Here is a 23641-nt window from a genome sequence, read left to right on the forward strand (position 1 = left end):
GGCCATGCGCCGTGTTGTCGTAACCGGGCTCGGGCTTGTGACGCCGCTGGGTGCCGATGTGGAAACCGCATGGGCGAACATCATCGCCTCCAAATCGGGCGCGGGCACGATCACGCGCTTCGACGCGACCGACTATGCGTGCCGCATCGCCTGCGAGGTGAAGCCGCCGGAGCATGAATATGGCTTCGATCCCGGCAAGCGCGTCGATCACAAGGTGCAGCGCCAGGTCGATCCGTTCATCATCTACGGCATCGATGCCGCAGGCCAGGCGCTCGAGGACGCCGGCCTGACCGACATGACCGAGGAGGAGCGCTTCCGCGCCGGCTGCTCGATCGGCGCGGGCATCGGCGGCCTGCCGGGCATCGCCAGCGAATCGATCGTGCTCCACGAAAAGGGCCCGCGTCGCGTGTCGCCGCATTTCGTGCACGGCCGCCTGATCAACCTGATCACCGGTCAGGTGCAGATCAAATATGGCCTGATGGGCCCGAATCACGCCGTCGTGACCGCCTGCTCGACCGGGGCGCATTCGATCGGCGACGCCGCGCGGATGATCGCGATGGACGATGCCGATGTAATGCTCGCGGGCGGCGCCGAGGGCGCGATCTGCCCGCTTGGCATCGCCGGTTTCGCACAGGCGCGCGCGCTGTCGACCAATTTCAACGATACGCCTGAAAAGGGCAGCCGGCCCTATGATGTCGATCGCGACGGGTTCGTGATGGGCGAGGGCGCCGGCGTGGTCGTGCTCGAGGAATATGAGCGGGCGAAGGCCCGCGGTGCGAAAATCTATGCCGAGGTGATCGGCTACGGCCTGTCGGGCGATGCCTATCACGTCACGGCACCGCATCCGGAAGGATCGGGTGCGTTCCGCTCGATGGAAATGGCGATGAAGAAGTCGGGTCTGGCGCTGTCGGACATCGATTATATCAACGCGCACGGCACCTCGACGCCGCTCGGCGATGAGCTGGAACTGAACGCGGTGCGTCGCCTGTTCGGCAACAACATCGACACTCTGTCGATGAGCTCGACCAAATCGGCGATCGGGCATCTTCTCGGCGGCGCAGGCGCGGTGGAGAGCATCTTCTGCATCCTGGCGCTGCGTGACCAGATCGCGCCGCCGACGCTCAACCTCGACAATCCGAGCGAGAATTGCGCCGGCGTCGATCTGGTGCCGCATGTCGCCAAGAAGCGGTCGATCAAGGCAGTGCTGAACAACAGCTTCGGCTTTGGCGGTACCAATGCCAGCCTCGTCATGCGGGCCGTCTAGGGGGCCGTGCGCAAGCTCGGATGCCTTGGCCTGCTCATCGTCCTTGCGACGATCGCGGCGGCGTTCTTCGGACTGCAGATCTGGGCCGGCCCCGGGCCGCTGAAGCGCAATACCACCGTCACGATCGCACAGGGCACCAGCCTGGCGACCGCGTCGGCCCAGCTTGAAAAGGCGGGCGCGATCGGTTCGGCGAACCAGTTCCGGCTGTTCGCCCGCTTCCTGGGCTCGGGCGACCCGATCAAGGCCGGGGAATACCGGCTTCCGGCGCATCTCAGCCAGGCCGATATCCTGAAGGTCCTGCAGGGCGGCAAGACGCTGCAGCGTTTCGTGACGATCCCCGAGGGCTGGCCGTCGGTGATGGTCAAGGCTGCGCTGGACAAGACGCCGGGGCTTGAGGGAACCGTGGCGGTGCCGATCGAGGGAACGGTGCTGCCGGACAGCTACAGCTTCGAGCGCGGCTATACCAAGGCCTTCATGGTCGAGCGGATGCAGCGCGCGATGGTGCGCTATCTCGCTTCGGCCTGGGAGAAGCGCAAGCCGGGCATCGCGGTGAGCACGCCGCGCGAGGCGCTGATCCTCGCATCGATCGTCGAGAAGGAAACCGGCAAGTCGAGCGAACGGCGGATGGTGGCGGCGGTCTATTCCAACCGGCTGAAGCGCGGGATGATGCTCCAGGCCGATCCGACCGTGATCTATCCGGTGACCAAGGGGCGCCCGCTGGGCCGGCGCATCCTGCGGTCCGAGCTGCAGGCGAACAACGGCTACAACACCTATGCGATGACGGGCCTGCCCGCCGGCCCGATCTGCAACCCGGGCCGTGCTTCGATCGATGCGGTGCTGAATCCCGAACAGTCGAACGCGCTATATTTCGTCGCTGACGGCACCGGCGGCCATGTGTTTGCCGACACGCTCGAACAGCATAATGCGAACGTCCAGAAATGGTATGCGATCAGGCGCGCCCGCGGCGAGATGTGAGGCGCGCGATATAGCCCAACCTCGTCACTCCGGGCTTGTCCTGGAGTCCACCGTGCCGCAAACCAAAGGCTGATTGCTTGCGGAGAGGCGGATGCCGGAACAAGTCCGGCATGACGGGTAAATCGGTTTGCCAATGACGCCGGGGGCCTGATCGTGACCATACAACGCAGCAGCTTGCGCCTTGAGCTGCCCCGCCAGCTCCTCTTGCTGTTGCTGGCCACCTTCCTCACCTGTAGCCTCGGCTGGCTGTTCAAGGCACATTGCAGCTTCGACGGTGGCTGGTCCGCGTCCGAACAATATACCACCGGCTGCTATTCTGACGCGATGCCCTTCTGGAACGGGCGGGAGATCGCGGCGGGCAGACTGCCCTATTTCGAGGCGCGGATGGAATATCCGGTGCTCACCGGGGCGCTGATCTATCTCGACGGGCGCATCACCGCCGGCCTGTTCGGTGCACAGGCCAGCGCGCCTTATTTCCTGTTCGTCGTCGCCCTGGTCAACACGGCCATCGCGCTGCTGGTGACCGCGCTGCTCTGGTCGATGCGCCTTGCGCCGACGCGGCTTTGGTGCTGGGCGCTCGCGCCACCGCTGATCCTCTATATCGGGCATAATTGGGACATATTGGCGGTGGCGCTGGCGGTCGGCGCGCTGGCACTGGCGCAGCGCGGCCGCCTCATCCAGGCCGCCGGGCTGGCAACGCTCGGCGGAGCAGCCAAGCTCTTTCCACTGCTGTTGCTGCCGCTGCTCGCCCTGCGCCCTTTGGTCGAACGGCGGATCCTGGCGACGGCCGCGATGATCGCGACGGCCATCGGCGCCTGGGGGCTGGTCAATGCCCTGCCGGCATTGCTGGCGCGGGCGAACTGGCTCGATTTCTACACCTTCTCGACCAGCCGGAGCGGCACCGCAGCCTCGATCTGGGAATTGGCGGCCCAGTTCGGCTGGCTGCAGACCGATATCGCACAGCGCAATCTCTGGTCGGCCGCTCTGTTCGTCACGGGCGCCGGGGCGATCCTTGTGCTGGGCGGGCGGCGCCACTGGTGGCATCTGTGGGTATTGTTCACGCCAGTCGCCGCGTGGTTCCTGCTCATCAACAAGGTCTATTCGCCGCAGTTCGATCTGTGGATCTTTCCGCTCCTGCTGATCACCTCGCGGCGGATGGGCCCGGTGGCGCTGTTCCTGCTCGGCGATCTGCTCGCCTATTTCGCCGAGTTCTGGCTCTTTGCCGGGCAGGAAGGCGCGTGGCCCGCCATGGGCCAGACCGGGATCCTGATCGCCGCTTCGGTGCGCGGCGCGGCGATGCTGTGGATCATCGGCGATGCCGTGTTCGCCGCGGCGCCGGCATGGATCGACCGGCCGGGCGGCGTCGCCGATCCCGTCTGACGGCGTCGATTCAATCGTCGAAAAATCCCGTTACCGTGATGAGCGATCCGGCCCGCAGCGGTGCGATTCGGGTCGGCTCTTTCTCAGTTTCGGCAAAGACCAGGTCGCCCTGTTATCGCGCTCGCCCGCCCTGTTATGGCTGACGGTTCACCCTGTTCCGCGTTAACAGGGTGAAGGCTATAAGTAATTGTAACGAAATAATAAAAACCATAATTTGGCCAGAATCAGGCCGAAAACAATGAAAAAATTAAAATAACAGGGCGGAACAGGGTGGAACAGGGCGGGTGCGCTCCTACCGCGCCAGCGCCGCCGCCGCGCGCGCCTTGGCTTCGACCTCGGCCATGGTGCCGCCGGTTACCCAACTGCCGCCGACGCACAGCACCGGGCCGAAGGAGAGCCAGTCGGGTGCGCTCGCTTCGGTGATGCCGCCGGTCGGGCAGAAGTTGCACTGGTAGAAGGGCGCGGCGAGTGCCTTCAGCGCCTTGAGCCCGCCCGAGGTCTCGGCGGGGAAGAACTTGAAATGGTCGAGGCCGAGATCGAGCCCGCGCATGATGTCGCCCGCGGTCGCGATGCCCGGCAGATAGGGCACGCCGCTGTCCACGATCGGGGCGGCAAGCCGCTCGGTCAGGCCGGGCGAGACGATGAACTCGGCGCCAGCGTCCATCACCTGTTCGAACTGCTCGGTCGAGACGACCGTGCCGGCGCCGACGATCGCGCCGGGCACCTGCTTCATCTCGCGGATCGCGTCGAGCGCGGCGGCGGTGCGCATCGTCACCTCGAGCACCCTGAGTCCGCCGGCGACCAGCGCTTCGGCGAGCGGTCTGGCGGTCGACGCGTCTTCGATCACCAGCACGGGAATGACCGCGCTCGTCCGCATGATCGTTTCGATACCGCTCATCGGGCATGCTCCTGGGCAAAGGCGGCCGCGGCGCCGAACAGGCCGGGCTGGGGGTGGGTGATGAGCTTCACCGGTATCGACTTCATCAGCGACTGGAAACGGCCCTTTGCGGTAAATCGTTGCTCGAAACCGGATTGAAGCAGCCGATCCTTGAGCCGCAGCCCAAGTCCGCCAGCGATCACCACGGCGGTGGGACCATGGGTCAGCGCCAGATCGCCTGCGACCGCGCCCAGGCTGAGGCAGAATCGATCGAGCGCGGCGAGTGCCAGGCTGTCGCCATCGTCGAGCGCGAGGCTCCAGATCTGCTTGTCGTCGAGCCGCTGCAACGCGCGCCCTTCGATCTCGCCCAGGGTCTCGTAGATCGCGACGATGCCTGGGCCGGCGACGATCCGCTCGACCGACACGCGGTTATAGGCCTTGCGGAGACGTTTCAGGAGGGCGTCTTCCAGATTGTCGAGCGGCGCGAAATCGATGTGACCGCCTTCGGTTTCGATCACATGATAGCCGTGGCGCATGCGCAGGACCTGGGCGACGCCAAGGCCGGTACCCGGCCCGCAGACGGTGATCGAGCCGTGATCCGGCAGCGGCGTGTCGGGCCCGCAGAGATGCTGGAAACAATCATGGCCGACCTGCGCCACCGCATGGCCGATCGCGCCGAAATCATTGATCAGGGCGAAGGTGTCGACCTCGAGCCGCTCCTGGACCAGCGCCGGGCGAATGATCCAGGGATTATTGGTCAGCTTGATGATCTCCCCGCCGATCGGCGAGGCCACCGCGATCGCCGCGGCGCGGGGCAGGGGACGGTCGAGCGACGCGCCAAAGGCCTGCCAGGCGGTCTGCAGGCTGGCATATTCGGCGGTCTTGAGCGTCTCGGGCTCGCCGAGGGAAAGAACGCGCCCATCCGCAACCTCGGCGATGGCGAAGCGCACATGCGTTCCGCCGATATCGACCGCCACAACTTCCATGCTTACCATCCCATCGCGGCCAGTATCGCAGATGCGCCCTTTTCAGCTTCGTTCGCGTTGCCGCGGAAAAGGCCGAACAATTCACGTCCCATGCCTTGGGCCGCCGGCGGCGCCTCGACGAAGCTGCGTGCCGCCCATTCCTCGGGATCGATCAGCGCGACCAGCTCGCCGCTATCCGCCGACATGCGGATGACGTCGCCATCACGCAGTTTCGCAAGCGGGCCATGGCCGAGCGCCTCGGGCGAACAATGGATCGCGCACGGTACCTTTCCGCTCGCCCCGGACATGCGCCCGTCGGTGACCAGCGCGACGCGGAAGCCGCGATTCTGCAGCACGCCGAGCGGCGGGGTGAGCTTGTGCAATTCGGGCATGCCGTTCGCGCGCGGGCCCTGGAATCGCACCACCACGACGACATCGCGGTCCAGCTCGCCCGCCTTGAACGCGGTCTGCACTTCGGACTGGTCGGCAAAGACGCGGCACGGCGCCTCGATCGTCCAGCGATCGCGATCGACCGCGCTCACCTTGATGCAGGCCCGGCCGAGATTGCCGGTGAGGATGCGGAAACCGCCCTCGGGCGCGAATGGCGCGGCGGCCGGGCGCAGAATCGTTTCGTCACCACTGGCCCCGACATCCCCCCAAACCAGCGCCTCGTCCTCGATGGCCGGGCGTTTGGCGTACGTTGTCATGTCATCCCCAGCGACCGTCATCAAGTCCCGATGGAGCATTCCCCCATCAAGCAGCTCGCGAATGACATAGGGCATGCCGCCCGCATCCTCGAAGCCGTTCACATCGGCCGAGCCGTTGGGATAGACGCGCGCGATGAGCGGCACCGCGCGGGAAAGGCGGTCGAAATCCTCCCAGTCGATCACCACGCCTGCCGCAGCGGCAATTGCGGGGAGGTGGATCAGGTGATTGGTCGATCCGCCGGTCGCGAGCAGGCCGACCGCCGCATTGACGATGGCCTTTTCATCGACGCATTCGCCGAGCGGACGGTAGGTGTCGCCGTTCCAGCCGATCTCCGCGAGGCGGTGCACGGCGGCGCGGGTCAGCTCCTGGCGCAGCTTGGTGCCCGGGTTGGCGAAAGCTGCACCGGGCATGTGGAGGCCCATCACCTCCATCATCATCTGGTTCGAATTGGCCGTGCCGTAAAAGGTGCAGGTGCCCTTCGAATGATAGGCAGCAATCTCCGCTTCGAGCAGGTCTTCCCGCGTGGCCTTGCCCTCGGCGAACTGCTCGCGAACCGCTGCCTTCGCCTTGTTGGCGAGGCCGGAGCGCATCGGACCGCCCGGGATCAGGATCATCGGCAGATGGCCGAAGCGCAGCGCGCCCATCAGCAGACCGGGCACGATCTTGTCGCAGATGCCGAGCAGCGCCGCGCCCTCGAACATGCCGTGGCTGAGTGCCACCGCCGTCGACAGCGCGATGGTGTCGCGGCTGAACAGCGACAGCTCCATGCCCGGATAGCCTTGAGTCACGCCGTCGCACATCGCCGGCACGCCGCCCGCGACCTGGGCGGTTGCGCCCGCCTCGCGCGCCCAGACCTTCATCTGCTCAGGGTAGCGGTAATAGGTCGCGTGCGCCGAGAGCATGTCGTTGTAGGCGGTGACGATGCCGATGTTCATGCCGCGGCCCGCCTTCATCGTGTCGCGGTCCTCCTCGGTGCCGGCATAACCGTGCGCGAGGTTGGCGCAGCCGAGCGCGGGGCGATCGATATGGTTGTCGCGCTCGCGCCGGATCAGCGCCAGATAGGCGTCGCGGGTCGGTTTCGACCGGGCGATGATCCGGTCGGTGACCGCGCTCACATCGGCATGAAGGGTCATGCGGGGCTCCAATGGATATCGACCGGCAGCTCGGCGTCGGCGAGCACGCGGCCGATCGGGTAGGAGGAGGACGGGCCCTGCTTGATCGCCTGTTCGATCACCTTGCGCTTCTTGTCGCCGGTGACGGCGATCATCAGCGCCTTGGCCGAGACGATCGCGGCACGGCTGAGCGTGATGCGTGCGACAGGGGCATCGGCCGGCATCGGATCGGGCATCACGCCAAGCGCGCGGCGCTCGCGCGGGCCGTTGATGGCTTCCTCGAAATCGGGGCCGGGGAAGATCGAGGCGGTATGCCCGTCCTCGCCCACGCCGAGCAGGCAGAGGTCGAGCGGCCAGTGGTGATCGGCAAGGCGCGCATCGGCTGCCTTGCCGGCGGCGCGATAATCCTTCGCCGCCTCGCTGACGATCGGGATCACCCGGGCGCCCTTCGGTAGGAAGGCCTTCCCGATTGCGGTGATGTTGGACAACGGATCGCCGAGCGGCACGATGCGCTCGTCGGTCGGGATGATCGTGACCCGCTTCCAGTCGAGCTTGGTCGCGGCGAGCTTCTCATAGATCGGCAGCGGGGTCTTGCCGCCCGCGAGCGCGATGACGCACCCGCCGCGCGCGTCGATCGCGCTTTCAATCACGAAGCCGATATCGCCCGCGACGGCAGCGGCCATCTCGGCCGCGTCGTCATAATCCCACCATTCGATTTCTTCGCTCATGTCATCACCTTAATAGTCGTTCGTTGCGAGCGGCGGCGTCGCTTCGCGTCTCAATCGTCCTGCCAGGTCACCCCGTCGCGCTCGGTCAGCGCGATCGCGGCCGATGGTCCCCAGGTGCCGGCGCCATAGCTTTTCGGCTTCACGTCGTTCGCCACCCAGCCGGCACGGATCGCGTCGATCCATTCCCACTGCGCCTCCACTTCGTCGCGGCGCACGAACAGCGTCGGATCGCCCTCGATCAGGTCGAGCAGCAGCCGCTCATAGGCGATGCGGCGGCGGGTGCCGGCGAATTCGGCGTCAAGGCTGAGGTTCAGCGGCACCTCGCGCAGGCGGATGCCGTCGCGGTCGAGGCCGGGTTCCTTCGCCATGACCAGCAGCTGGACATATTCCTCGGGCTGCAGGCGGATGATCAGCATGTTGGGCTGGAGCAGCCCGCCGCGGCTCGCGAACATGGAGTGCGGCACCGCCTTGAACTGGATCGCGATCTCCGAATGGCGGTTCGGCATGCGCTTGCCCGTGCGGAGATAGAAGGGCACGCCCTGCCAGCGCCAATTGTCGACATGCGCCTTGATCGCGACGAAGGTCTCGGTGGTCGAGGGCTTGGCCAGTTCGTCGAGATAGCCCTTCACGATCTCGCCATTGACCGCGCCCTGGGTATATTGGCCGGTCACGGTGACCTGCGGCACTTCCTCCGGCTTCATCTTGCGGAGCGAGCGGAACACCTTGGCCTTCTCGTCGCGGATCGCCGTACCGTCGAAGCGGGCAGGCGGCTCCATCGCGATCAGCGCGACGAGCTGCAGGATATGGTTTGCGACCATGTCGCGTAGCGCGCCGGCCGTGTCGTAATAGCCGGCGCGTTCCTCCAGCCCGACCGTTTCGGCGACCGTGATCTGGATGTTGTCGATGCCCTGCGCATTCCAGACTGGCTCGAAGAAGCTGTTGCCGAAGCGCAGCGCCAGGATGTTCTGGACGGTTTCCTTGCCCAGATAATGGTCGATCCGGAAGGTGCGATCTTCGGGGAAGGCGAAGGCGACCGCGTCGTTGATCTCCTTGCTCGAGGCGAGATCGTACCCGAGCGGCTTTTCGAGCCCGATGCGGGTCTTCGGGCCGGCCAGACCGGCGGATTCGAGGCCCTTGATCGTCGGCTCGAACAGGAAGGGCGCGGTCGACAGGAAGATGGCGAGCCCGCCCGAGACGTCGCCGACCTTCTTGGCGAGCGCCGGGAAGCCCTCGGTCGAGGACGCGTCGAGCGCCTGATAGCCGATGCGTTCGAGGAAGCTCTTGATCGCCTTCTCGTCCTTGCGATCCTCGGGCAGGAACTCGTCGAGCGCATGCCTGGCGAATTTGCGATAGCTCGCATCGTCATGCTCGGACCGTGCCGTACCGGTGATCGTCAACCCCTCGGGCAGGAGCCCGTCGGCGTGCAGCCCGTATAGCGACGGCAGCAACATGCGTTGCGCGAGGTCTCCCGTCGCGCCGAACAGCAGCAGCTTGCCCACCGGATCGCGCATAATATCTCCTGGATGGCGATGTCGCCCGTGCGACTAACAGACGCGGGTGCGCCGGGCCAAGGCCAATACGCAGTCGGTGCCGAGGATTAAAGCGTCAATCCGGCGACGGGATCGAATCCGGCCATGATGTTGAGGTTCTGGACCGCGGCGCCGGCGGCGCCCTTGCCGAGATTGTCGAGCGTCGCGATCAGGCGCGCCTGGCCGGTTTCGGCATTGCCGAAAACGCGCAGGGTCAGCCGGTCGGTGCCGGCATCGTCCTCGATCGCGACGGTTTCGACATCGGCGTCTGCCACCCTGACGATCGGTGAATCCTTGTACGCCTCGCGCAACACGGTCTCGAGCGCGACGAGAGTCGGGCGCCGCACGAACATATGGAGGGGCAGGGGCACCTCGACGATCATGCCGCGATAGGTATTCGCGACCGACGGCATGAAGATCGGCGGATGCTCGACGCGCGCATGCTTCTGCATCTCGGGTACATGCTTGTGCGCGAGGCCAAGCGCATAGGCGCGCGCGGCAGGGGGCGGATTGGGACCTTCGAACTCGGCGATCATCGATTTGCCGCCGCCCGAATAGCCGGACACGGCATTGACGGTGAGCGGCCAATCCACCGGGATCAGCCCGGCGCGAATGAGCGGCCGGACAAGCGCGAGGAAGCCGGTCGGATAGCAGCCGGGGTTGGAGACACGCTTTGCCTCGGTGATCGCGGCCATCTGGCCGGGTTCGAGCTCGGGAAAGCCATAGGTCCAGCCATCGCCGGTGCGGTGGGCGGTCGAGGCGTCGATCACGCGCGTATGGTCGTTCTCGATCAGCGCGACCGCTTCGCGTGCCGCGTCGTCGGGCAGGCACAGGATGACGAAATCGGCATCGTTGAGCAGCTTTGCCCGCGCTTTCGCATCCTTGCGGCGCGATTCGCTCAGGCTCAGCAGCTCGATATCGTCACGACCGCCCAGCCGTTCGCGAATTTCCAGGCCGGTCGTGCCGGCTGCACCATCGATGAAGACCTTGGCCGTCATTGGGCCGGTTCCAGCGCAGCTGCGTCGATATAACCGACCAGAGTATGGGCAACCGCGATTCCCCATGCCTTGCCGCCGGCAAGATCCAGGACCTCGAAAATCTCGCCCGGACGCAACATCTCAAGGACCGCCGAATCATCGGAATCGGTCGCCAGCAGCGAGGCCTGAACCGCGATTCGGCGCGGCATGGGGGCAGCATAATGGGGAGCAAACACTCGGTCCGCGAGACGGATATCCGCTACATCGCGCCGTACGGCGTCGTGCAACGGATCCAGGACAACGGACGGGCCGAGGAGCGCGAAGCTCCTACGCGGAGGCCCGCCTGGCAACCGGCTGCTCGGCGTCGTCGATAAACTGGCCAAACTCTTCAAGAAATTCTGCCCCTTCAGACGTGCGCGCGACGAATATGTTGCGCTTGTCGGTTTCGTCACGCTGTCGGCGCAGATAGCCGAGCGAACCGAGCCTGTTCAAGGCGCGCGTCACAACCGGCTTTGAAACGTTCAGCACACGGGCGAGCCCGCGCACAGTATGCGGCCCTGGATTAAGATATACCACCAGCAACAGCGCCATCTGCCGATTGGTGAGATCGGGCTCTCCCGACCGCACATAATCCACCAGCGTCCGCATCCAGCCGCCCAGCGACCGATCAGGTAGTGTGGCCACGAAAAAATTCCACATTTTGCCCAGGCCCCGCACGTTGGGGCACCGGACATATAACGTTCATAATCGCTGCTGGTTTCAGTGCGGAAGCGAAATGTCCGGCATGGCGTGCCCTGTGGCGGTTGATCGGAAGCCCGGGCTCGCCTATGTGCCCGCCTTCCCAAGCCACAGGTTGCGTCTTTTCATGTTCAAGTTCCTCCTCGTCGTCCACGCGATCATCGCCGCCAGCCTGGTGACCGTGATCCTGATGCAGCGCTCGGAAGGCGGCGGGCTTGGCATGGGCGGCAGCCCCTCCGGCCTGATGTCGGCACGCGGCGCGGCGGATTTCCTGACGCGCGCTACCTCGGTCCTCGCGACCTTGTTCGTCGGCCTGGCGGTCTTGCTCGCGGTGCTGGCCTCGATGGGCCACAACACGGCCAAGATCGACCCCAGCCTGGCGCGGACACCGCCCGCAACCGGCCAGTTGGCCCCGCCGCCCGCTCCTCAGCCGACGACCGCGCCGGCGCCGGGCGCTCCGGCTGCGCCTGCCGGCAACAGCGCGGTTCCTCTCGCGCAGTAAGCGCGCGGGCTCCTTCGCCACTTTTTTGCAACGATATTGGAGTCGTGCGCTTGTCGCGCGACCCCTGATGACGCTAGGCCTTTTCTCCCATGGCGCGGTTTATCTTTATCACCGGCGGCGTGGTCTCCTCGCTCGGCAAGGGTTTGATGGCGGCGAGCCTCGCGGCTCTCCTGCAGGCGCGCGGCTATCGCGTGCGTATCCGCAAGTTCGATCCCTATCTGAACGTCGATCCCGGAACGATGTCGCCGTACCAGCATGGCGAAGTCTATGTGACCGACGACGGGGCCGAGACCGATCTCGATCTGGGCCACTATGAGCGCTTTACCGGGGTCGCGTCGCGCCAGTCGGACAATGTCACCTCGGGCCGGATCTATCAGCAGATCATCACGCGTGAGCGTCGCGGCGACTATCTGGGCGCGACCGTCCAGGTGATCCCGCACGTCACCGACGCGATCAAGGAATTCGCACAGGCCGAGACAGACGATCTCGATTTCGTGCTGTGCGAGATCGGCGGCACCGTCGGCGACATCGAATCGCTGCCCTTCATCGAAGCGATCCGACAGCTTCGCAACGATCTCGGCCGGGGCCAGTCGGTCAGCATCCATGTGACTTTGGTGCCGTACATCGCGGCGGCGGGCGAGCTGAAGACCAAACCGACCCAGCATTCAGTCCGCGAGCTAGCCGCGCTCGGCGTTCAGCCCGACGTGTTGGTCTGCCGCTGCGAACAGCCGCTCCCGGCGAGCGATCGCGCGAAGATTGCCCTGTTCTGCAACGTGCGCAAGGAAGCGGTGATCCCCGCGCTCGATGCGAAGAGCATCTATGCGGTGCCGATGCAATATCATGCGGAAGGTCTGGATGCCGAAGTGCTCCGGGCCTTCGACATCGAGCCGGGCGACGCGCCGGACCTGTCGCGCTGGGCCGATATCGTCGATCGCCTGACCAATCCGGAAGGCGAGGTCACGGTCGGCGTGGTCGGCAAATATGTCGGCCTGCAGGACGCATACAAGTCGCTCAACGAGGCGCTGGTGCATGGCGGCATCGCCAATCGGGTCAAGGTCAACATCGAGTGGATCGATGCCGAGCTGTTCGAGGCCGAGGACAGCGATGTCGCGGCGAAGCTCGAGCCGCTGCATGCGATCCTGGTGCCCGGCGCGTTCGGTGAGCGCGGCGCGGAGGGCAAGATCGCCAGCGTGCGGTTCGCGCGCGAGCGGGAAATTCCCTATTTCGGCATCTGCTTCGGTATGCAGATGGCGTGTATCGAGGGCGCGCGCGACCTGGCGGGCATCGCAAATGCCAGCTCGACCGAATTCGGCCCGACCGAGGAGCCGGTGGTCGGCATGATTACCGAATGGATGACCGAGGCCGGTATCGAGAAGCGCGAAGAGGGCGGCGACCTGGGCGGCACGATGCGCCTCGGCGCCTATGACGCGAAGCTCGACGGCAACAGCGTGGTCGCCTCCATCTATGGCGGCACCGATATTTCGGAGCGGCACCGGCATCGGTATGAGGTCAATACCGGTTATCGCGATGCGCTGGAAAAGGGCGGGCTGGTTTTTTCGGGCATGTCGCCCGACGGCATGCTGCCGGAGATCGTCGAGCGGCCGGACCATCCCTGGTTCGTCGGCGTGCAGTTCCATCCGGAGCTTAAATCGAAGCCGTTCGATCCGCATCCGCTGTTCGCGAGCTTCATCGAAGCGGCGGTGCGGCAGAGCCGGCTGGTCTAAACCTGCACAAGGCCGGAGCGCGGCATCTCGCCCGCCACCATGGCCCGCTTTTCTAGTGGGACGTCTCGGCCCGGTCGGCCTGGGCTTCATATTCCCGTGCCATGGCGATGAGTGTTTCGACGGTATAGCGGTCGCCAACTGCCAGGGCGAGCCGGCGGCAACGCTCCGCCTTGCCCAACAGCGTTTCGATCTCGGGCTCTTCGGCAAGCATCTCGTCGGATCCAGTGACCGCCAACAGGGCCTGGTCGGCAGGCGATTTTGCGGAGTCGGTACGCGCTCTCATCGGATTCCCCCGGGTCGAACAGACCTTCTATGGGGCAAGAACGTTGATCTGAATCAACGGTTCCCTTTTTCGGACAAAAAAGAGGCGCCCCGGGCACTTGGCCCCGGGGCGCCTCTTCCGCGCGAGCGGCGTTGGGGGTTACGCCGCCTCGCTGTCCTGGCCGCCATCGACCGCGGCGAGCGGTGCGCCCGTCTTGATCGCGATCGTCTTCGGCTTCATGGCTTCGGGCACTTCGCGGACGAGTTCGATCGTCAGCAGGCCGTCATTGAGTCGCGCATCGTCGACGCGGACGAAATCGGCGAGCTCGAAGCGGCGCTCGAAGCTGCGATTGGCGATGCCGAGATGCAGGAAGGAGCTGTTGGCACCTTCCTTCTCGGCCTTGTTGCCCTTCACCTGGAGCAGATTCTGCTGTGCGACGATCTCGATCTCATCGCGGACGAAGCCGGCCACGGCGAGCGTGATTCGATAGCGGTCGTTGGAAAGCTTTTCGAGGTTGAAGGGTGGATAATTGTCCGCGGACGACTGGCGCGCGCTGGTTTCGAGCATGTCGAACAGGCGGTCGAAGCCGATCGTCGAACGGCGATAGGGGGTCAAATCGAACTGACGCATATTGGTCTCCTCATGCGAAGCGAGATGGTCGTCATGGGTGCCCGCAACGGCGCGGCACCCGGTTTCCACGCGGCCCAAATGGCACCGCGCACCGCGAATCTGGGGCGTTTGGGCGCTGGTTCAAGGGGTAAACCGGCGGATTTACGTGGGTGAAAGCTCAGCTTTGCTTTCGCCAAGTTCTTACGGGGGTGAAACCATATCGATTGAGTGGGAATTATAGTCGCGACTCGCGCTAACGAGCGAAAAAGGGGACACCAATGCTCGCCACTCTGCCTATGCTGTTGCTTGCTCAAACTGCGCTTGCCACCCAGACGATGGCGGTCACGGATGCAGGCGCGGTGTCCGCGGTTGCGACGCCCGCCGTTGCCGCGCCCGCATCCGACGATGAACCGCAGGGTCAGGCTGTCGCAGCGGCTGCCGCGTCGGACGATATCGTCGTCACCGCACGTCGTCGTGCGGAGAATGTGCAGGACGTTTCGATCGCCGTGTCGGTCGTCACTCCCGAGTCGCTCGAGAAGACCGGCGCGTTCAACGTCAACCGCCTTCAACAGCAACTGCCCTCGCTGCAATTCTATTCGAGCAACCCGCGCAACTCGGCGATCAACATTCGCGGCCTGGGCGCGCCGTTCGGCCTGACCAATGACGGTATCGAGCAGGGCGTCGGTTTCTATGTCGACGGCGTCTATATCGGTCGCGTCGGCGCCTCGACCTTCGATTTCGTCGATGTCGCTCAGGTCGAGATTCTCCGTGGCCCGCAGGGTACGCTCTACGGCAAGAACACCACGGCAGGTGCACTTAACATCACCACGCGCGCGCCGACCTTCTCGCCCGAAGCGAAGGTCGAGATCAGCGGCGGCAATTACGAATTCGTCCAGGCCAAGGCCTCGGCCTCGGGGCCGCTGTCCGACAATGTGGCTCTGCGCCTGTCGGCGTCCGGCACCACACGCAAGGGCACGATCTACAACGTCACGAGCGACGAATATCTGCACCGCCAACGCAACCTGGGTTTGCGCGGTGCGCTGCTGTGGAAGCCGACCGATACGATCGACCTGACCCTGTCCGGCGATTTCAACGTCCAGAGCCCGGATTGCTGCGTGCAATATTATGCGAGGGTTGGCGCCACCCAGCGCCCGACCGCCCGCCAGTATAATGCGCTCGCTGCGGCCTTCGGCTATACGCCGCCCAGCAAGAACCCGTTCGATCGGGTTACCGATCTCGATGCAAGCATCAACTCTCGTCAGGAGATCGGCGGTGTCTCACTGGTGGCGAATTGGGATGTCGGCTTTGCGACGCTGACGTCGGTCAGCGCATGGCGCTATTGGGACTGGCAGCCGCAGAATGACCGCGATTTCATCGGCCTGCCGATCACCACTGTTTCGCAGAATCCGTCGCAGCAGAAGCAGGTTTCACAGGAAATCCGTCTCGCTTCGAACGGCTCCAACAAGCTCGACTACACTGTCGGTGCGTTCTTCTTCCATCAGACGATCCATACGCAGGGATCGCAGGTCCAGGGTCCGGCCGCGAGCCGCTGGCTGCTGTCGGGCGCGGACGCGTCGAACCCCAATGTCCTGAATGGGCTTACCTCGACCAACACGATCAATTTCGACAACACCAGCTTCGCCGTATTCGGGAAGCTCAACTGGGAGGCCTTTGACGGCTTCCACATCCAGCCTGGCCTGCGCGTCAACTATGACAAGAAGTCCGGCTTCTACGACGCGGTCGTCAGCATCCATAACAGCCAATATGATTTCGTCGCGACCGCTGACAATGTCGCGGCCATGCTGAACGCGTTCCCCAATCCCAGCGCCGGCCGGACGACATTCCAGAACCAGATCAACACGCTGGCCCCGCAGCGTTACAGCCCGGAGTTCAGCGCCTGGAACGTTTCGGGTGACATCACGGCCTCCTATGATTTCGGGGCGGACATCCACGGCTATGCGACCTATTCCCGGAGCTTCAAGTCGGGCGGTATCAATCTCTCGGGCCTGCCGCTCAACGCGACGAGCACGGGCGTCGATCTCACCACGCAGACGGTGAAGCCGGAGAAGGTCAATGCATATGAGTTGGGCCTGAAGACTCAGTTCCTCGACCGCCGCGTGACCCTGAACCTGGCCGCGTTCTGGACCGACATCACCGACTATCAGGCGACCGTGAACAACAACGCGATCAACGTGATCCGCGGCTATCTCGCTAATGCCGGCAAGGTCCGCTCGCGCGGGTTCGAGTTCGACTCCAGCTTCCGGCCGAGCAAGCGGTTCAACATCTACGTCAACGGCGCCTATACCGACGCCAAATATATCGATTTCAAGAATGCGCCGTGCCCGCCCGAGCTTTCCGGCGGTACGGCAACCGCGCCGGGTGGCGTCACCGATCCAGCGGGTACGGCGGCCGGCCGCAGCCCAGCCTATTGCGACATCTCGGGTCAGCGGCTGCCCGGTATCTCCAAATGGTCCTTCTCGTTCGGCGGCGAATATAATGTGCCGGTGGGCGGATCGGGCGGCGAGGTGTATCTCGGCTATGACGGCAACTATCGCTCGCGCTTCTCGTCCAACCCGTCGCCTTCGGCCTATACCTGGATCGAAGGGGGCTCGCTGTCGAACTTCCGTCTCGGTTACCGCCAGGATGGCTTCAACGCCTTTGCCTGGGTCCGTAACGCCTTTGATCGCGACTATTTCGAGCTGCTGTCGACTCAGTCCGGCAGCACCGGCCTGATCGTCGGCCAGCCGGGCGATCCGCGCACCTTCGGCGGCACCATCAGCAAGTCGTTCTGACCAATCGAGAGCGACCCCGGCGCGAGCCGGGGTTGCCACTCGGGAAAGAGTGTCCGCGAAGCGGCGCTTTGCCGCAAATACAAACGCCCGGGCTGTTTCCAGCCCGGGCGCCTGCGTGACGACTGCTCGTCAGCCCCCTTGTCCCGCTTCCGCTACCAGGCCCTTAAGGGCGGCGCTGAAAGCATTCCCCGAACCACGGCCGTTGCCTGTGTCTCAGTGAGGTGATTGCTAGGAGCGGACCCGGCGATTGTCACCGGGAATGTGGCGAGCCCGAACGGATTACGGCGACCCTGTGGCGATTGCGCAACACGCGCGTTCAGTTGCCAGCAATGCACACCGGCCTTAGAGCGATCGGACCATCACTATCGGGCGGGTTGTTCCCAACATCATGATCCTGTCGCGCTACGAACGCATGATCGCCCGGCGTTATCTGCTGCCGGGCAAGGGCGAGGCGTTCATCCTGCTCGTCGCCGGCTTCAGCCTCGGCGCGGTGATGCTCGGAGTCGCCGCGCTCGTCATCGTGATGAGCGTGATGAACGGCTTCCGCGCCGAGCTGTTCGACAAGATCGTCGGGCTGAACGGCCATGCGGTGGTGCAGGGCATTGGCGGCCAGCTGCCCGACTGGCGCGACGTCGTGAAGATCGCCCAGGCGACTCCCGGCGTGACCAGTGCGACCCCGTTGATCGAGCAGCCGTTGATGACCAGCTATAACGGCCGGGTCGAGGCAGTGCTGGTGCGCGGCATGCGGGTGGAGGATATCCGCCGTAACCCGATCATCAGCTCAAAGGTGGTGATGGGCTCTCTCGCCAGCCTGACCGATGGCAGCAACCGGATTGCGATCGGATCGCGGCTGGCCGAGGCGCTGGGCGCTCAGGTCGGCAGCGAGATCTCGCTGATCAGCCCGCAGGGGCAGACCACGCCGTTCGGCACGGTGCCGCGCATCGTTTCCTATACGGTCGGCGCGATCTTCGAGATCGGCGTCTATGATTACGACAAGGCCTATGTCGTCATGCCGATGCAGGACGCCCAGACCCTGCTGATGATGGGCGATTCGGTGGGCATGATCGAGGTGCAGACGGTCAATGCCGACCAGGTCGGGACGACCCTGGCGCCGCTCGCCGACAAGGTCGCGGGTAGGGCGGTGATCGCCGACTGGCGGACGATGAACGCGCAATTGTTCGAGGCGCTGGCGATCGAGCGGGTCGTGATGTTCTGCGTGCTGTGCATCATCATCCTGGTCGCGGCGTTCAACATCGCCTCGTCGCTGATCATGCTGGTGCGCGCCAAGACCCGCGACATCGCGATCCTGCGCACCATGGGCGCGACCCGGAAGAGCATGATCAAGATTTTCATGACGGTCGGCACGACGATCGGGTCGCTCGGCATCCTTGCCGGACTGGTACTCGGCTTCACCTTCCTGGTCTTCCGCCAGAATGTGGTCGATTTCGTCCAGTGGATCAGCGGGCAGAATCTGTGGGATCCGAATATCCGTTACCTGACGCTGCTGCCGTCCAAGACCGATCCGGTCGAGATGATCGCGATCGTGCTGATCGCGTTCCTGCTGACCTTCCTCGCCACGCTCTACCCCGCGTTCAAGGCGGCGAGCACCGATCCCGTGCAGGTGCTGCGTTATGAATAAGCCCGTATTGGCCGTGACCGGCCTGACCCGCAGCTTCACCCAGGGCGGCGAGACGATCGAAGTGCTTCGCGGCGTCGACCTGACGGTGGAGAAGGGCGAGATCGTCGCGCTGCTCGGCCCGTCGGGCTCGGGCAAGTCGACCCTGCTCCAGGCGGTGGGGCTGCTCGAAGGCGGATTCACCGGATCGATCCGCATCGCCGATGAGGAAGCGGCGCGGCTGGACGCACATGGCCGCACCATGGTGCGCCGGGACTATCTGGGCTTCGTGTACCAGTTCCATCACCTGCTGCCCGATTTCAACGCGACCGAGAATGTCGTGCTGCCCCAGCTGATCCGCGACCGGACCCGTGCCGAAGCGGACGAACGGGCGACGTCGCTGCTGACCTCGCTCGGTCTAGGCCACCGGCTGTCTCACCGGCCGAGCCAGCTTTCCGGCGGCGAGCAGCAGCGCGTCGCCGTCGCGCGGGCGCTTGCCAACAAGCCGGCTTTGGTGCTGGCTGATGAGCCGACCGGCAATCTCGACGAGGCGACCGCCGATGTGGTGCTCGCCGAGTTCCTCCGCCTCGTGCGCGGCGAGGGATCGGCCGCTTTGGTCGCGACGCATAACGAACGCATGGCGCTGAAGATGGACCGGGTGGTGAGGTTGCACGAGGGCAGGCTGGCATGAAGGCGTCAATCCGGAGTATCTGATGGCGCGTCACGAGGAGAGGCAGCGATGAGCGCGATTACCGAGATGAGCGTGAAGGCAGCCGATGGCACCCCCGCCGATCTTTCGGCCTATGCCGGGCAGGTGCTGCTGATCGTCAACACCGCATCGAAATGCGGCTTCACCCCGCAATATGAAGGGCTCGAGGCGCTGCACCGCAAATATCGCGATCGCGGGTTCGAAGTCCTCGGCTTTCCGTGCAACCAGTTCGGCGCGCAGGAGCCGGGCGACGCGGCAGAGATCGCCAATTTCTGCTCGCTGACCTATGACGTGACCTTCCCGGTCTTCGCCAAGATCGACGTCAACGGATCGAACGCCGATCCGCTGTTCGAAAAGCTGCGGAAAGAAGCGCCGGGCCTGATGGGCTCCACCTCGATCAAGTGGAACTTCACCAAGTTCCTGGTCGACCGCACCGGCAAGACGGTCGCGCGTTACGCGCCCACGACCAAGCCCGAGGATATCGAAAGCGATATCGAGAAGCTGCTTTAATCTGAGAAAGAGCGTCGGGAATGAACCCCGACGCCCGATCTACGCGCCCGGGCGGACCATTTGAATCACGGGCGCGCAGCGTTGGAAATGTCATGAGGGTCACTGACATTCTGGCATAATTTGTCTGACAATTTAACACGTCTCTACATCTCGCCCGTCAGCGTCAGGGTGAAGGCGCGGGGGCTGTTGACCGTGAAGAGCCCGGCGCTGTTGGCATTCCACACGAAGCGATTGAACAGGTTAGTCACGCGCGCCCGGAGCGTCACCGGCTTGCCTTCGATCGTGAAGCGCTCCCTCAGGCCGGCCTGGGCGATGGCATAGCCGGGCAGGGTCGCGCTGTTCTGGCGGTTCGCGTAGCGCTCTCCGCGATAATTGACCCCGCCATCGATCGTGAGGCCCTCAACACCCGGCACGCGCCAGGTGAGGTTGGCGAGCGCGATCCGTTCGGGCCGCCCGATCGGATGCGACCCGATCACGCCGGCATCGACCAGCTCGCCGCTGATCTGCGCGTCGAGAAAGGTAGCGCCCAGGACAGCGCTGAGGCGCGACGTGATCGGTCCGGCGACCGACAGCTCCGCTCCGCGATGGCGCACCTCGCCGACGAATTCATAGACGCCGTTCGCGTTCAGGCCGGGCATCGGCTTGGAAATGGCGAACAGGCCGGCGATCAGCGAGGGGCCGCCGGGAATGGCATATTTCACGCCGAGCTCGGCCTGGCGCGACATGCCCGGGGGCAGCACCGCGCCGCGATTGAACGCGTTGCCGGGTGCCACGCCTGCTTCCTCCAGCCCGCGCGCATAGCTGGCGAACGCGGTGAGCTGGCGCGTGAGGGCGCCGGTGACCGAGCCGCTGTAGAGCCAGGGGCGCGTGGTCTCGCGGGTCGTCTGTCCGTCAAGCGCCCGCACCTGCTTGGTGTATTCGGCGCGTTGCACGTCGCCGCGCATCTCGGCCACGCCGCCGATCGACAGGCGGTAGCCGAGGCCGCCTGCCCATTGGCCGACATCATCGCGGGTGCGGCGCGGGTCGAAGGTCACCGGCGGTTTTGCGATCACGGGCGGCGAATCGACATCGGGGAACTGGCCAAGCGCCAGTGGCGCGCCGGGGTCGCTGCGCGTCATGCTGTCTCGCCGCCGCGCCATGGCGATCACCCGGTGATCGAGCTTGCCGGTCGAGAAGCTCTTCGTCGCGGTCACCTCGGCGGAGAAGGAGCGGGCGCGCTCATCGCGGAACAGGAGACCGCTTTCCTCGGCCGGTGCGCCACCGCCGGGGAAGCGGATCAGGTTGAACACGCCGCGCTCCTTGATGATCTCGGAGACGAAGGCGGAGGCGCCGAAGGTCCAGCCCCGGCCGGCATCGACATCGGCGATCAGGCCAGCCGCGTTGGTCTCGTCGCGCGGTTCCATCCAGTCGGGCGATCGCGCGACATCGCGCTTCACGCGCGGCGGTGCCACGCCGCCGGTCGTCGCGAACACGGTGTCCGCCCCGCGCTCATACCAGGTATGGCCGGCGAGCGCGGTCAGCCGGACGCCCGGCAGGGGTGACCAGCGCGGGATGGCCCCGATCGCGAAGAAATCGCCGCCGGTGCCGTCGGTGTAATCCTGTTTCGGGGCGAGCTGGACCCCGCCGGCAATGCTGAGACTGCCGTCATGCGTCCCTGCGGCGAAACGGGCGAGGGTGATCGGACCCGAGCCGGCCCACCAGCCGCTTTCGATCGTCGCGCGCAGACCGGGTGCCGCGTCGGGCAGGTCATATTGCACCACGCCCGAGGGGGCGGCGAAATCGGTGCGCAGGCCGTTGGCGCCGACGCGGATCGCCGTGCCTTCGGTCAGCGGCAGGATCAGCCCGGTCGCACGTACGAAATAATGATCCTCGATCCGGTAATTGCCGGCGCTCTGCAGGTCGAAGCCGCGCACCTCCCCCTCGCTGTACAGCCCAACATCCTCGACCCCGATCCGCCGCCCGAACGCGTCGTCGGCGGCGCGGACCACGTCGCGTCCCTGTGGCTGCGGCGCTGGCTGAACTGGTGATTGAACCTGGGCATGGGCGGCTGGCGCGGCGAGCAAGGATAGGCAACAGATGGAGAAACGCATCCTCAAAGTCCCTTTCATTCACCCCTGTCGACGACCGGATGCACCCACCAACGGCGCGTCCGGGAGGGGCTTGGGACGAACGTCACACGGGTGTGACGAACGGACATTCGCGCGCGCGCGTAGGTGAGCTATCGTTCGGGCATGGCGACACGGCCCCGCGATTCGATTCTGGACCTGCGCCTTTCCGGCAACGCTGCCGCCGTGATGGCGGCGCTCGCCTTTCTGCTCGGTTATGGCATGCGTGGCAGCCAGGCCTCGTTCGACCGGCCGTCGGCAACGGCACCTGCCGAGACGGGCCTGTTCAACGCGCTTCTCTGGGGGACCGTGCTGACGATCGGTTGGGCGTTCCGGGATCGGTTGCGCGACCTGATGATGGCGCCCCACCAATCGCGCCTGTTGCTGGTCGTGCTTGCCTTCGTGCCGGTGACGATCGCCGATGCCTTTGCCATGCAGCTATCGGCGGCGATGAGCCTTGACCCGGCTTGCCCGGAACAGGTTGCGCTGATCCCGCCGCTTCAAACCTTCCTGCCGCGCGCCGCGGTGCTCGGCACGACGGTGCTGCTCGTGCTGCTTGCCTGGGAGCGGCAGGTGGCGGGGCAGACGCCCCGGCAGCCCCTTACGGCGCCACCGCCACCGCCGCTGCCCGAGCCGCCGGTCTCCGGCGAATGGCTGGATTTCCCCGAGGCGCCGCTGCTGCGCGTCCGCGCCGACGATGTGGTGCTGATCCGCTCGGCAGGCAATTACAGCGAGATCGTCGCGCATGGCCGCGCCCATCTCGTCCGCGCGACCTTGAGCGAGCTTGCCGCGCGGCTCGCGCCGATGGGTTTCGTCCGGGTCCACCGTCAGACGATCATCAACATGCGCAATGTCCGCGAAATCTGCCGCGATGCCGCAGGCCGTGCGCTGATCCACCTTGCCTGTGGCAACAGCGTTCCCGTCGGGCGCCGCTATATGGCCGCGATCGACGCGCTCACCCGTTAGCGGGCGGGGTACGGCATCGATGAGCGCCTAATAAAGTTCCCGCCGCAGCCAGACCTCGTCGGGGCCGGTTCCCGCGCGCTGGAGCAGCTTGGCCAGGGTGAGCTTGTACTGGCGCAGTTCGGCGAAGCTGAGCGATCCGAACCAGGCGCGCTCGTGTCCGCTTGCCTCAGCGTCGAGCAGCGGCACCAGATCGGCGCCCGCTTCGGTGAGCGAGAGCCGGACCGAGCGGCCGTCGGTAGGATCGGGCTCGCGTGCCACCAGGCCCTTGGCCTGAAGCCGGTCGGCGAGGCGCGTGACCGCGGCGCCATCGAGCCGCAAGGCGGTGGCGATGCCGCGAACCGTATCCGCATCGTGCCGTGCCAGCGCCGCAAGCAGGCGGCATTGGGCTGGCGTTACGCCATAGGCCGCGAACCGCCGCTCAAGGTCGTTCTGCAGCTCTTGCGATACGCGGTCATGCCAATAAGGCACGCGATCGCTCTCTTTGTGGATAGTTAATGTCATGACAACCATTTACATTGTCATGACATCGAACGCAATCCACAGCTAATTTATCGCGTAACACTTCCCCGAATCGGCCAGGGCACCCATAGTCGC

General features: G+C 65.2%; 22 protein-coding genes. 10 read left to right on the forward strand and 12 right to left on the reverse strand.

Annotation, left to right across the window (positions count from 1 at the left end; translation table 11 throughout):
• The first annotated feature begins 4 nt into the window (after nucleotides 1-4).
• The 3 genes from fabF (at nucleotide 5) to AC1RT8_RS01145 (ending at nucleotide 3619) form a co-directional block, all read left to right on the forward strand.
• On the forward strand, nucleotides 5-1264 hold the full coding sequence (gene fabF / locus AC1RT8_RS01135) for a beta-ketoacyl-ACP synthase II (RefSeq protein ID WP_493073479.1): 1260 nt from the start codon (nucleotides 5-7) through the stop codon (nucleotides 1262-1264).
• A gap of 6 nt (nucleotides 1265-1270) precedes the next feature.
• Nucleotides 1271-2239: an endolytic transglycosylase MltG gene (mltG, locus tag AC1RT8_RS01140; protein WP_493073482.1), complete on the forward strand. Its 969-nt coding sequence runs from the start codon at nucleotides 1271-1273 to the stop codon at nucleotides 2237-2239.
• A gap of 153 nt (nucleotides 2240-2392) precedes the next feature.
• Nucleotides 2393-3619 (forward strand): hypothetical protein, encoded by a 1227-nt coding sequence (locus tag AC1RT8_RS01145; protein ID WP_493073486.1) that lies wholly within the window; start codon nucleotides 2393-2395, stop codon nucleotides 3617-3619.
• A gap of 292 nt (nucleotides 3620-3911) precedes the next feature.
• Here AC1RT8_RS01145 and eda read toward each other — a convergent pair whose 3' ends face one another.
• The 8 genes from eda to AC1RT8_RS01185 form a co-directional block, all read right to left on the reverse strand.
• The gene (eda, locus tag AC1RT8_RS01150) at nucleotides 3912-4517 is read right to left on the reverse strand and encodes a bifunctional 4-hydroxy-2-oxoglutarate aldolase/2-dehydro-3-deoxy-phosphogluconate aldolase (protein ID WP_493073487.1); all 606 of its coding nucleotides are present in this window, start codon (nucleotides 4515-4517) and stop codon (nucleotides 3912-3914) included.
• Nucleotides 4514-5482, reverse strand: a complete 969-nt coding sequence (glk, locus tag AC1RT8_RS01155) for a glucokinase (protein ID WP_493073490.1) — start codon at nucleotides 5480-5482, stop codon at nucleotides 4514-4516. Before glk ends, eda begins: the two co-directional genes overlap by 4 nt.
• Nucleotides 5483-5484: 2 nt before the next feature.
• Nucleotides 5485-7302 carry a phosphogluconate dehydratase gene (gene edd, locus AC1RT8_RS01160; protein WP_493073494.1) on the reverse strand — a complete coding sequence of 606 codons (1818 nt, stop codon included), beginning with the start codon at nucleotides 7300-7302 and terminating at the stop codon, nucleotides 5485-5487.
• Complete coding sequence (gene pgl / locus AC1RT8_RS01165) at nucleotides 7299-8009, reverse strand: 6-phosphogluconolactonase (RefSeq protein WP_493073498.1); 711 nt, start codon at nucleotides 8007-8009, stop codon at nucleotides 7299-7301. Before pgl ends, edd begins: the two co-directional genes overlap by 4 nt.
• Nucleotides 8010-8059: 50 nt before the next feature.
• Nucleotides 8060-9520, reverse strand: coding sequence for a glucose-6-phosphate dehydrogenase (gene zwf / locus AC1RT8_RS01170; RefSeq protein ID WP_493073502.1), 1461 nt, complete (start codon nucleotides 9518-9520; stop codon nucleotides 8060-8062).
• Nucleotides 9521-9606: 86 nt separating this feature from the next.
• Nucleotides 9607-10536, reverse strand: a complete 930-nt coding sequence (gene argC, locus AC1RT8_RS01175; RefSeq protein WP_493073506.1) for an N-acetyl-gamma-glutamyl-phosphate reductase — start codon at nucleotides 10534-10536, stop codon at nucleotides 9607-9609.
• On the reverse strand, nucleotides 10533-10802 hold the full coding sequence (locus AC1RT8_RS01180) for an SH3 domain-containing protein (RefSeq protein ID WP_493073511.1): 270 nt from the start codon (nucleotides 10800-10802) through the stop codon (nucleotides 10533-10535). The genes argC and AC1RT8_RS01180 overlap by 4 nt, the downstream gene beginning before the upstream one ends.
• A gap of 40 nt (nucleotides 10803-10842) precedes the next feature.
• Nucleotides 10843-11163, reverse strand: a complete 321-nt coding sequence (locus AC1RT8_RS01185; protein ID WP_372853734.1) for a MarR family transcriptional regulator — start codon at nucleotides 11161-11163, stop codon at nucleotides 10843-10845.
• A gap of 217 nt (nucleotides 11164-11380) precedes the next feature.
• On the opposite strand from AC1RT8_RS01185, the gene secG reads away from it, so the two are divergent.
• Both secG and pyrG read left to right on the forward strand, forming a co-directional pair.
• Nucleotides 11381-11755 carry a preprotein translocase subunit SecG gene (gene secG / locus AC1RT8_RS01190; protein WP_493073515.1) on the forward strand — a complete coding sequence of 125 codons (375 nt, stop codon included), beginning with the start codon at nucleotides 11381-11383 and terminating at the stop codon, nucleotides 11753-11755.
• A gap of 89 nt (nucleotides 11756-11844) precedes the next feature.
• Nucleotides 11845-13479: a CTP synthase gene (gene pyrG, locus AC1RT8_RS01195; protein ID WP_493073516.1), complete on the forward strand. Its 1635-nt coding sequence runs from the start codon at nucleotides 11845-11847 to the stop codon at nucleotides 13477-13479.
• Nucleotides 13480-13531: 52 nt separating this feature from the next.
• On the opposite strand, the gene AC1RT8_RS01200 is transcribed toward pyrG, so the two are convergent.
• Together AC1RT8_RS01200 and AC1RT8_RS01205 are read right to left on the reverse strand one after the other, a co-directional pair.
• Nucleotides 13532-13762 (reverse strand): hypothetical protein, encoded by a 231-nt coding sequence (locus AC1RT8_RS01200; RefSeq protein WP_493073520.1) that lies wholly within the window; start codon nucleotides 13760-13762, stop codon nucleotides 13532-13534.
• 138 nt (nucleotides 13763-13900) lie between these two features.
• The gene (locus tag AC1RT8_RS01205; RefSeq protein WP_493073524.1) at nucleotides 13901-14371 is read right to left on the reverse strand and encodes an Hsp20 family protein; all 471 of its coding nucleotides are present in this window, start codon (nucleotides 14369-14371) and stop codon (nucleotides 13901-13903) included.
• A 257-nt stretch (nucleotides 14372-14628) separates the two neighbouring features.
• Here AC1RT8_RS01205 and AC1RT8_RS01210 point away from each other — a divergent pair, with 257 nt between their 5' ends.
• The 4 genes from AC1RT8_RS01210 (at nucleotide 14629) to AC1RT8_RS01225 (ending at nucleotide 19976) form a co-directional block, all read left to right on the forward strand.
• The gene (locus AC1RT8_RS01210) at nucleotides 14629-17142 is read left to right on the forward strand and encodes a TonB-dependent receptor (protein ID WP_493073527.1); all 2514 of its coding nucleotides are present in this window, start codon (nucleotides 14629-14631) and stop codon (nucleotides 17140-17142) included.
• 388 nt (nucleotides 17143-17530) lie between these two features.
• A complete protein-coding gene (locus AC1RT8_RS01215) occupies nucleotides 17531-18781 on the forward strand; it encodes a lipoprotein-releasing ABC transporter permease subunit (RefSeq protein WP_493073531.1) in 1251 nt (416 codons plus the stop codon).
• On the forward strand, nucleotides 18774-19448 hold the full coding sequence (locus AC1RT8_RS01220; protein WP_493073534.1) for an ABC transporter ATP-binding protein: 675 nt from the start codon (nucleotides 18774-18776) through the stop codon (nucleotides 19446-19448). Before AC1RT8_RS01215 ends, AC1RT8_RS01220 begins: the two co-directional genes overlap by 8 nt.
• A 48-nt stretch (nucleotides 19449-19496) precedes the next feature.
• A complete protein-coding gene (locus tag AC1RT8_RS01225) occupies nucleotides 19497-19976 on the forward strand; it encodes a glutathione peroxidase (RefSeq protein ID WP_493073538.1) in 480 nt (159 codons plus the stop codon).
• Nucleotides 19977-20119: 143 nt separating this feature from the next.
• Here AC1RT8_RS01225 and AC1RT8_RS01230 read toward each other — a convergent pair whose 3' ends face one another.
• A complete protein-coding gene (locus tag AC1RT8_RS01230; protein WP_493073541.1) occupies nucleotides 20120-21964 on the reverse strand; it encodes a TonB-dependent receptor in 1845 nt (614 codons plus the stop codon).
• A 243-nt stretch (nucleotides 21965-22207) separates the two neighbouring features.
• On the opposite strand from AC1RT8_RS01230, the gene AC1RT8_RS01235 reads away from it, so the two are divergent.
• A complete protein-coding gene (locus AC1RT8_RS01235) occupies nucleotides 22208-23047 on the forward strand; it encodes a LytTR family DNA-binding domain-containing protein (RefSeq protein ID WP_493073543.1) in 840 nt (279 codons plus the stop codon).
• Nucleotides 23048-23074: 27 nt separating this feature from the next.
• Here AC1RT8_RS01235 and AC1RT8_RS01240 read toward each other — a convergent pair whose 3' ends face one another.
• The gene (locus AC1RT8_RS01240) at nucleotides 23075-23548 is read right to left on the reverse strand and encodes a MarR family winged helix-turn-helix transcriptional regulator (RefSeq protein WP_493073544.1); all 474 of its coding nucleotides are present in this window, start codon (nucleotides 23546-23548) and stop codon (nucleotides 23075-23077) included.
• Between the last annotated feature and the right edge of the window lie 93 nt (nucleotides 23549-23641).

It is taken from the genome of Sphingomonas sp. GW821-FHT10F11 (assembly GCF_058809095.1).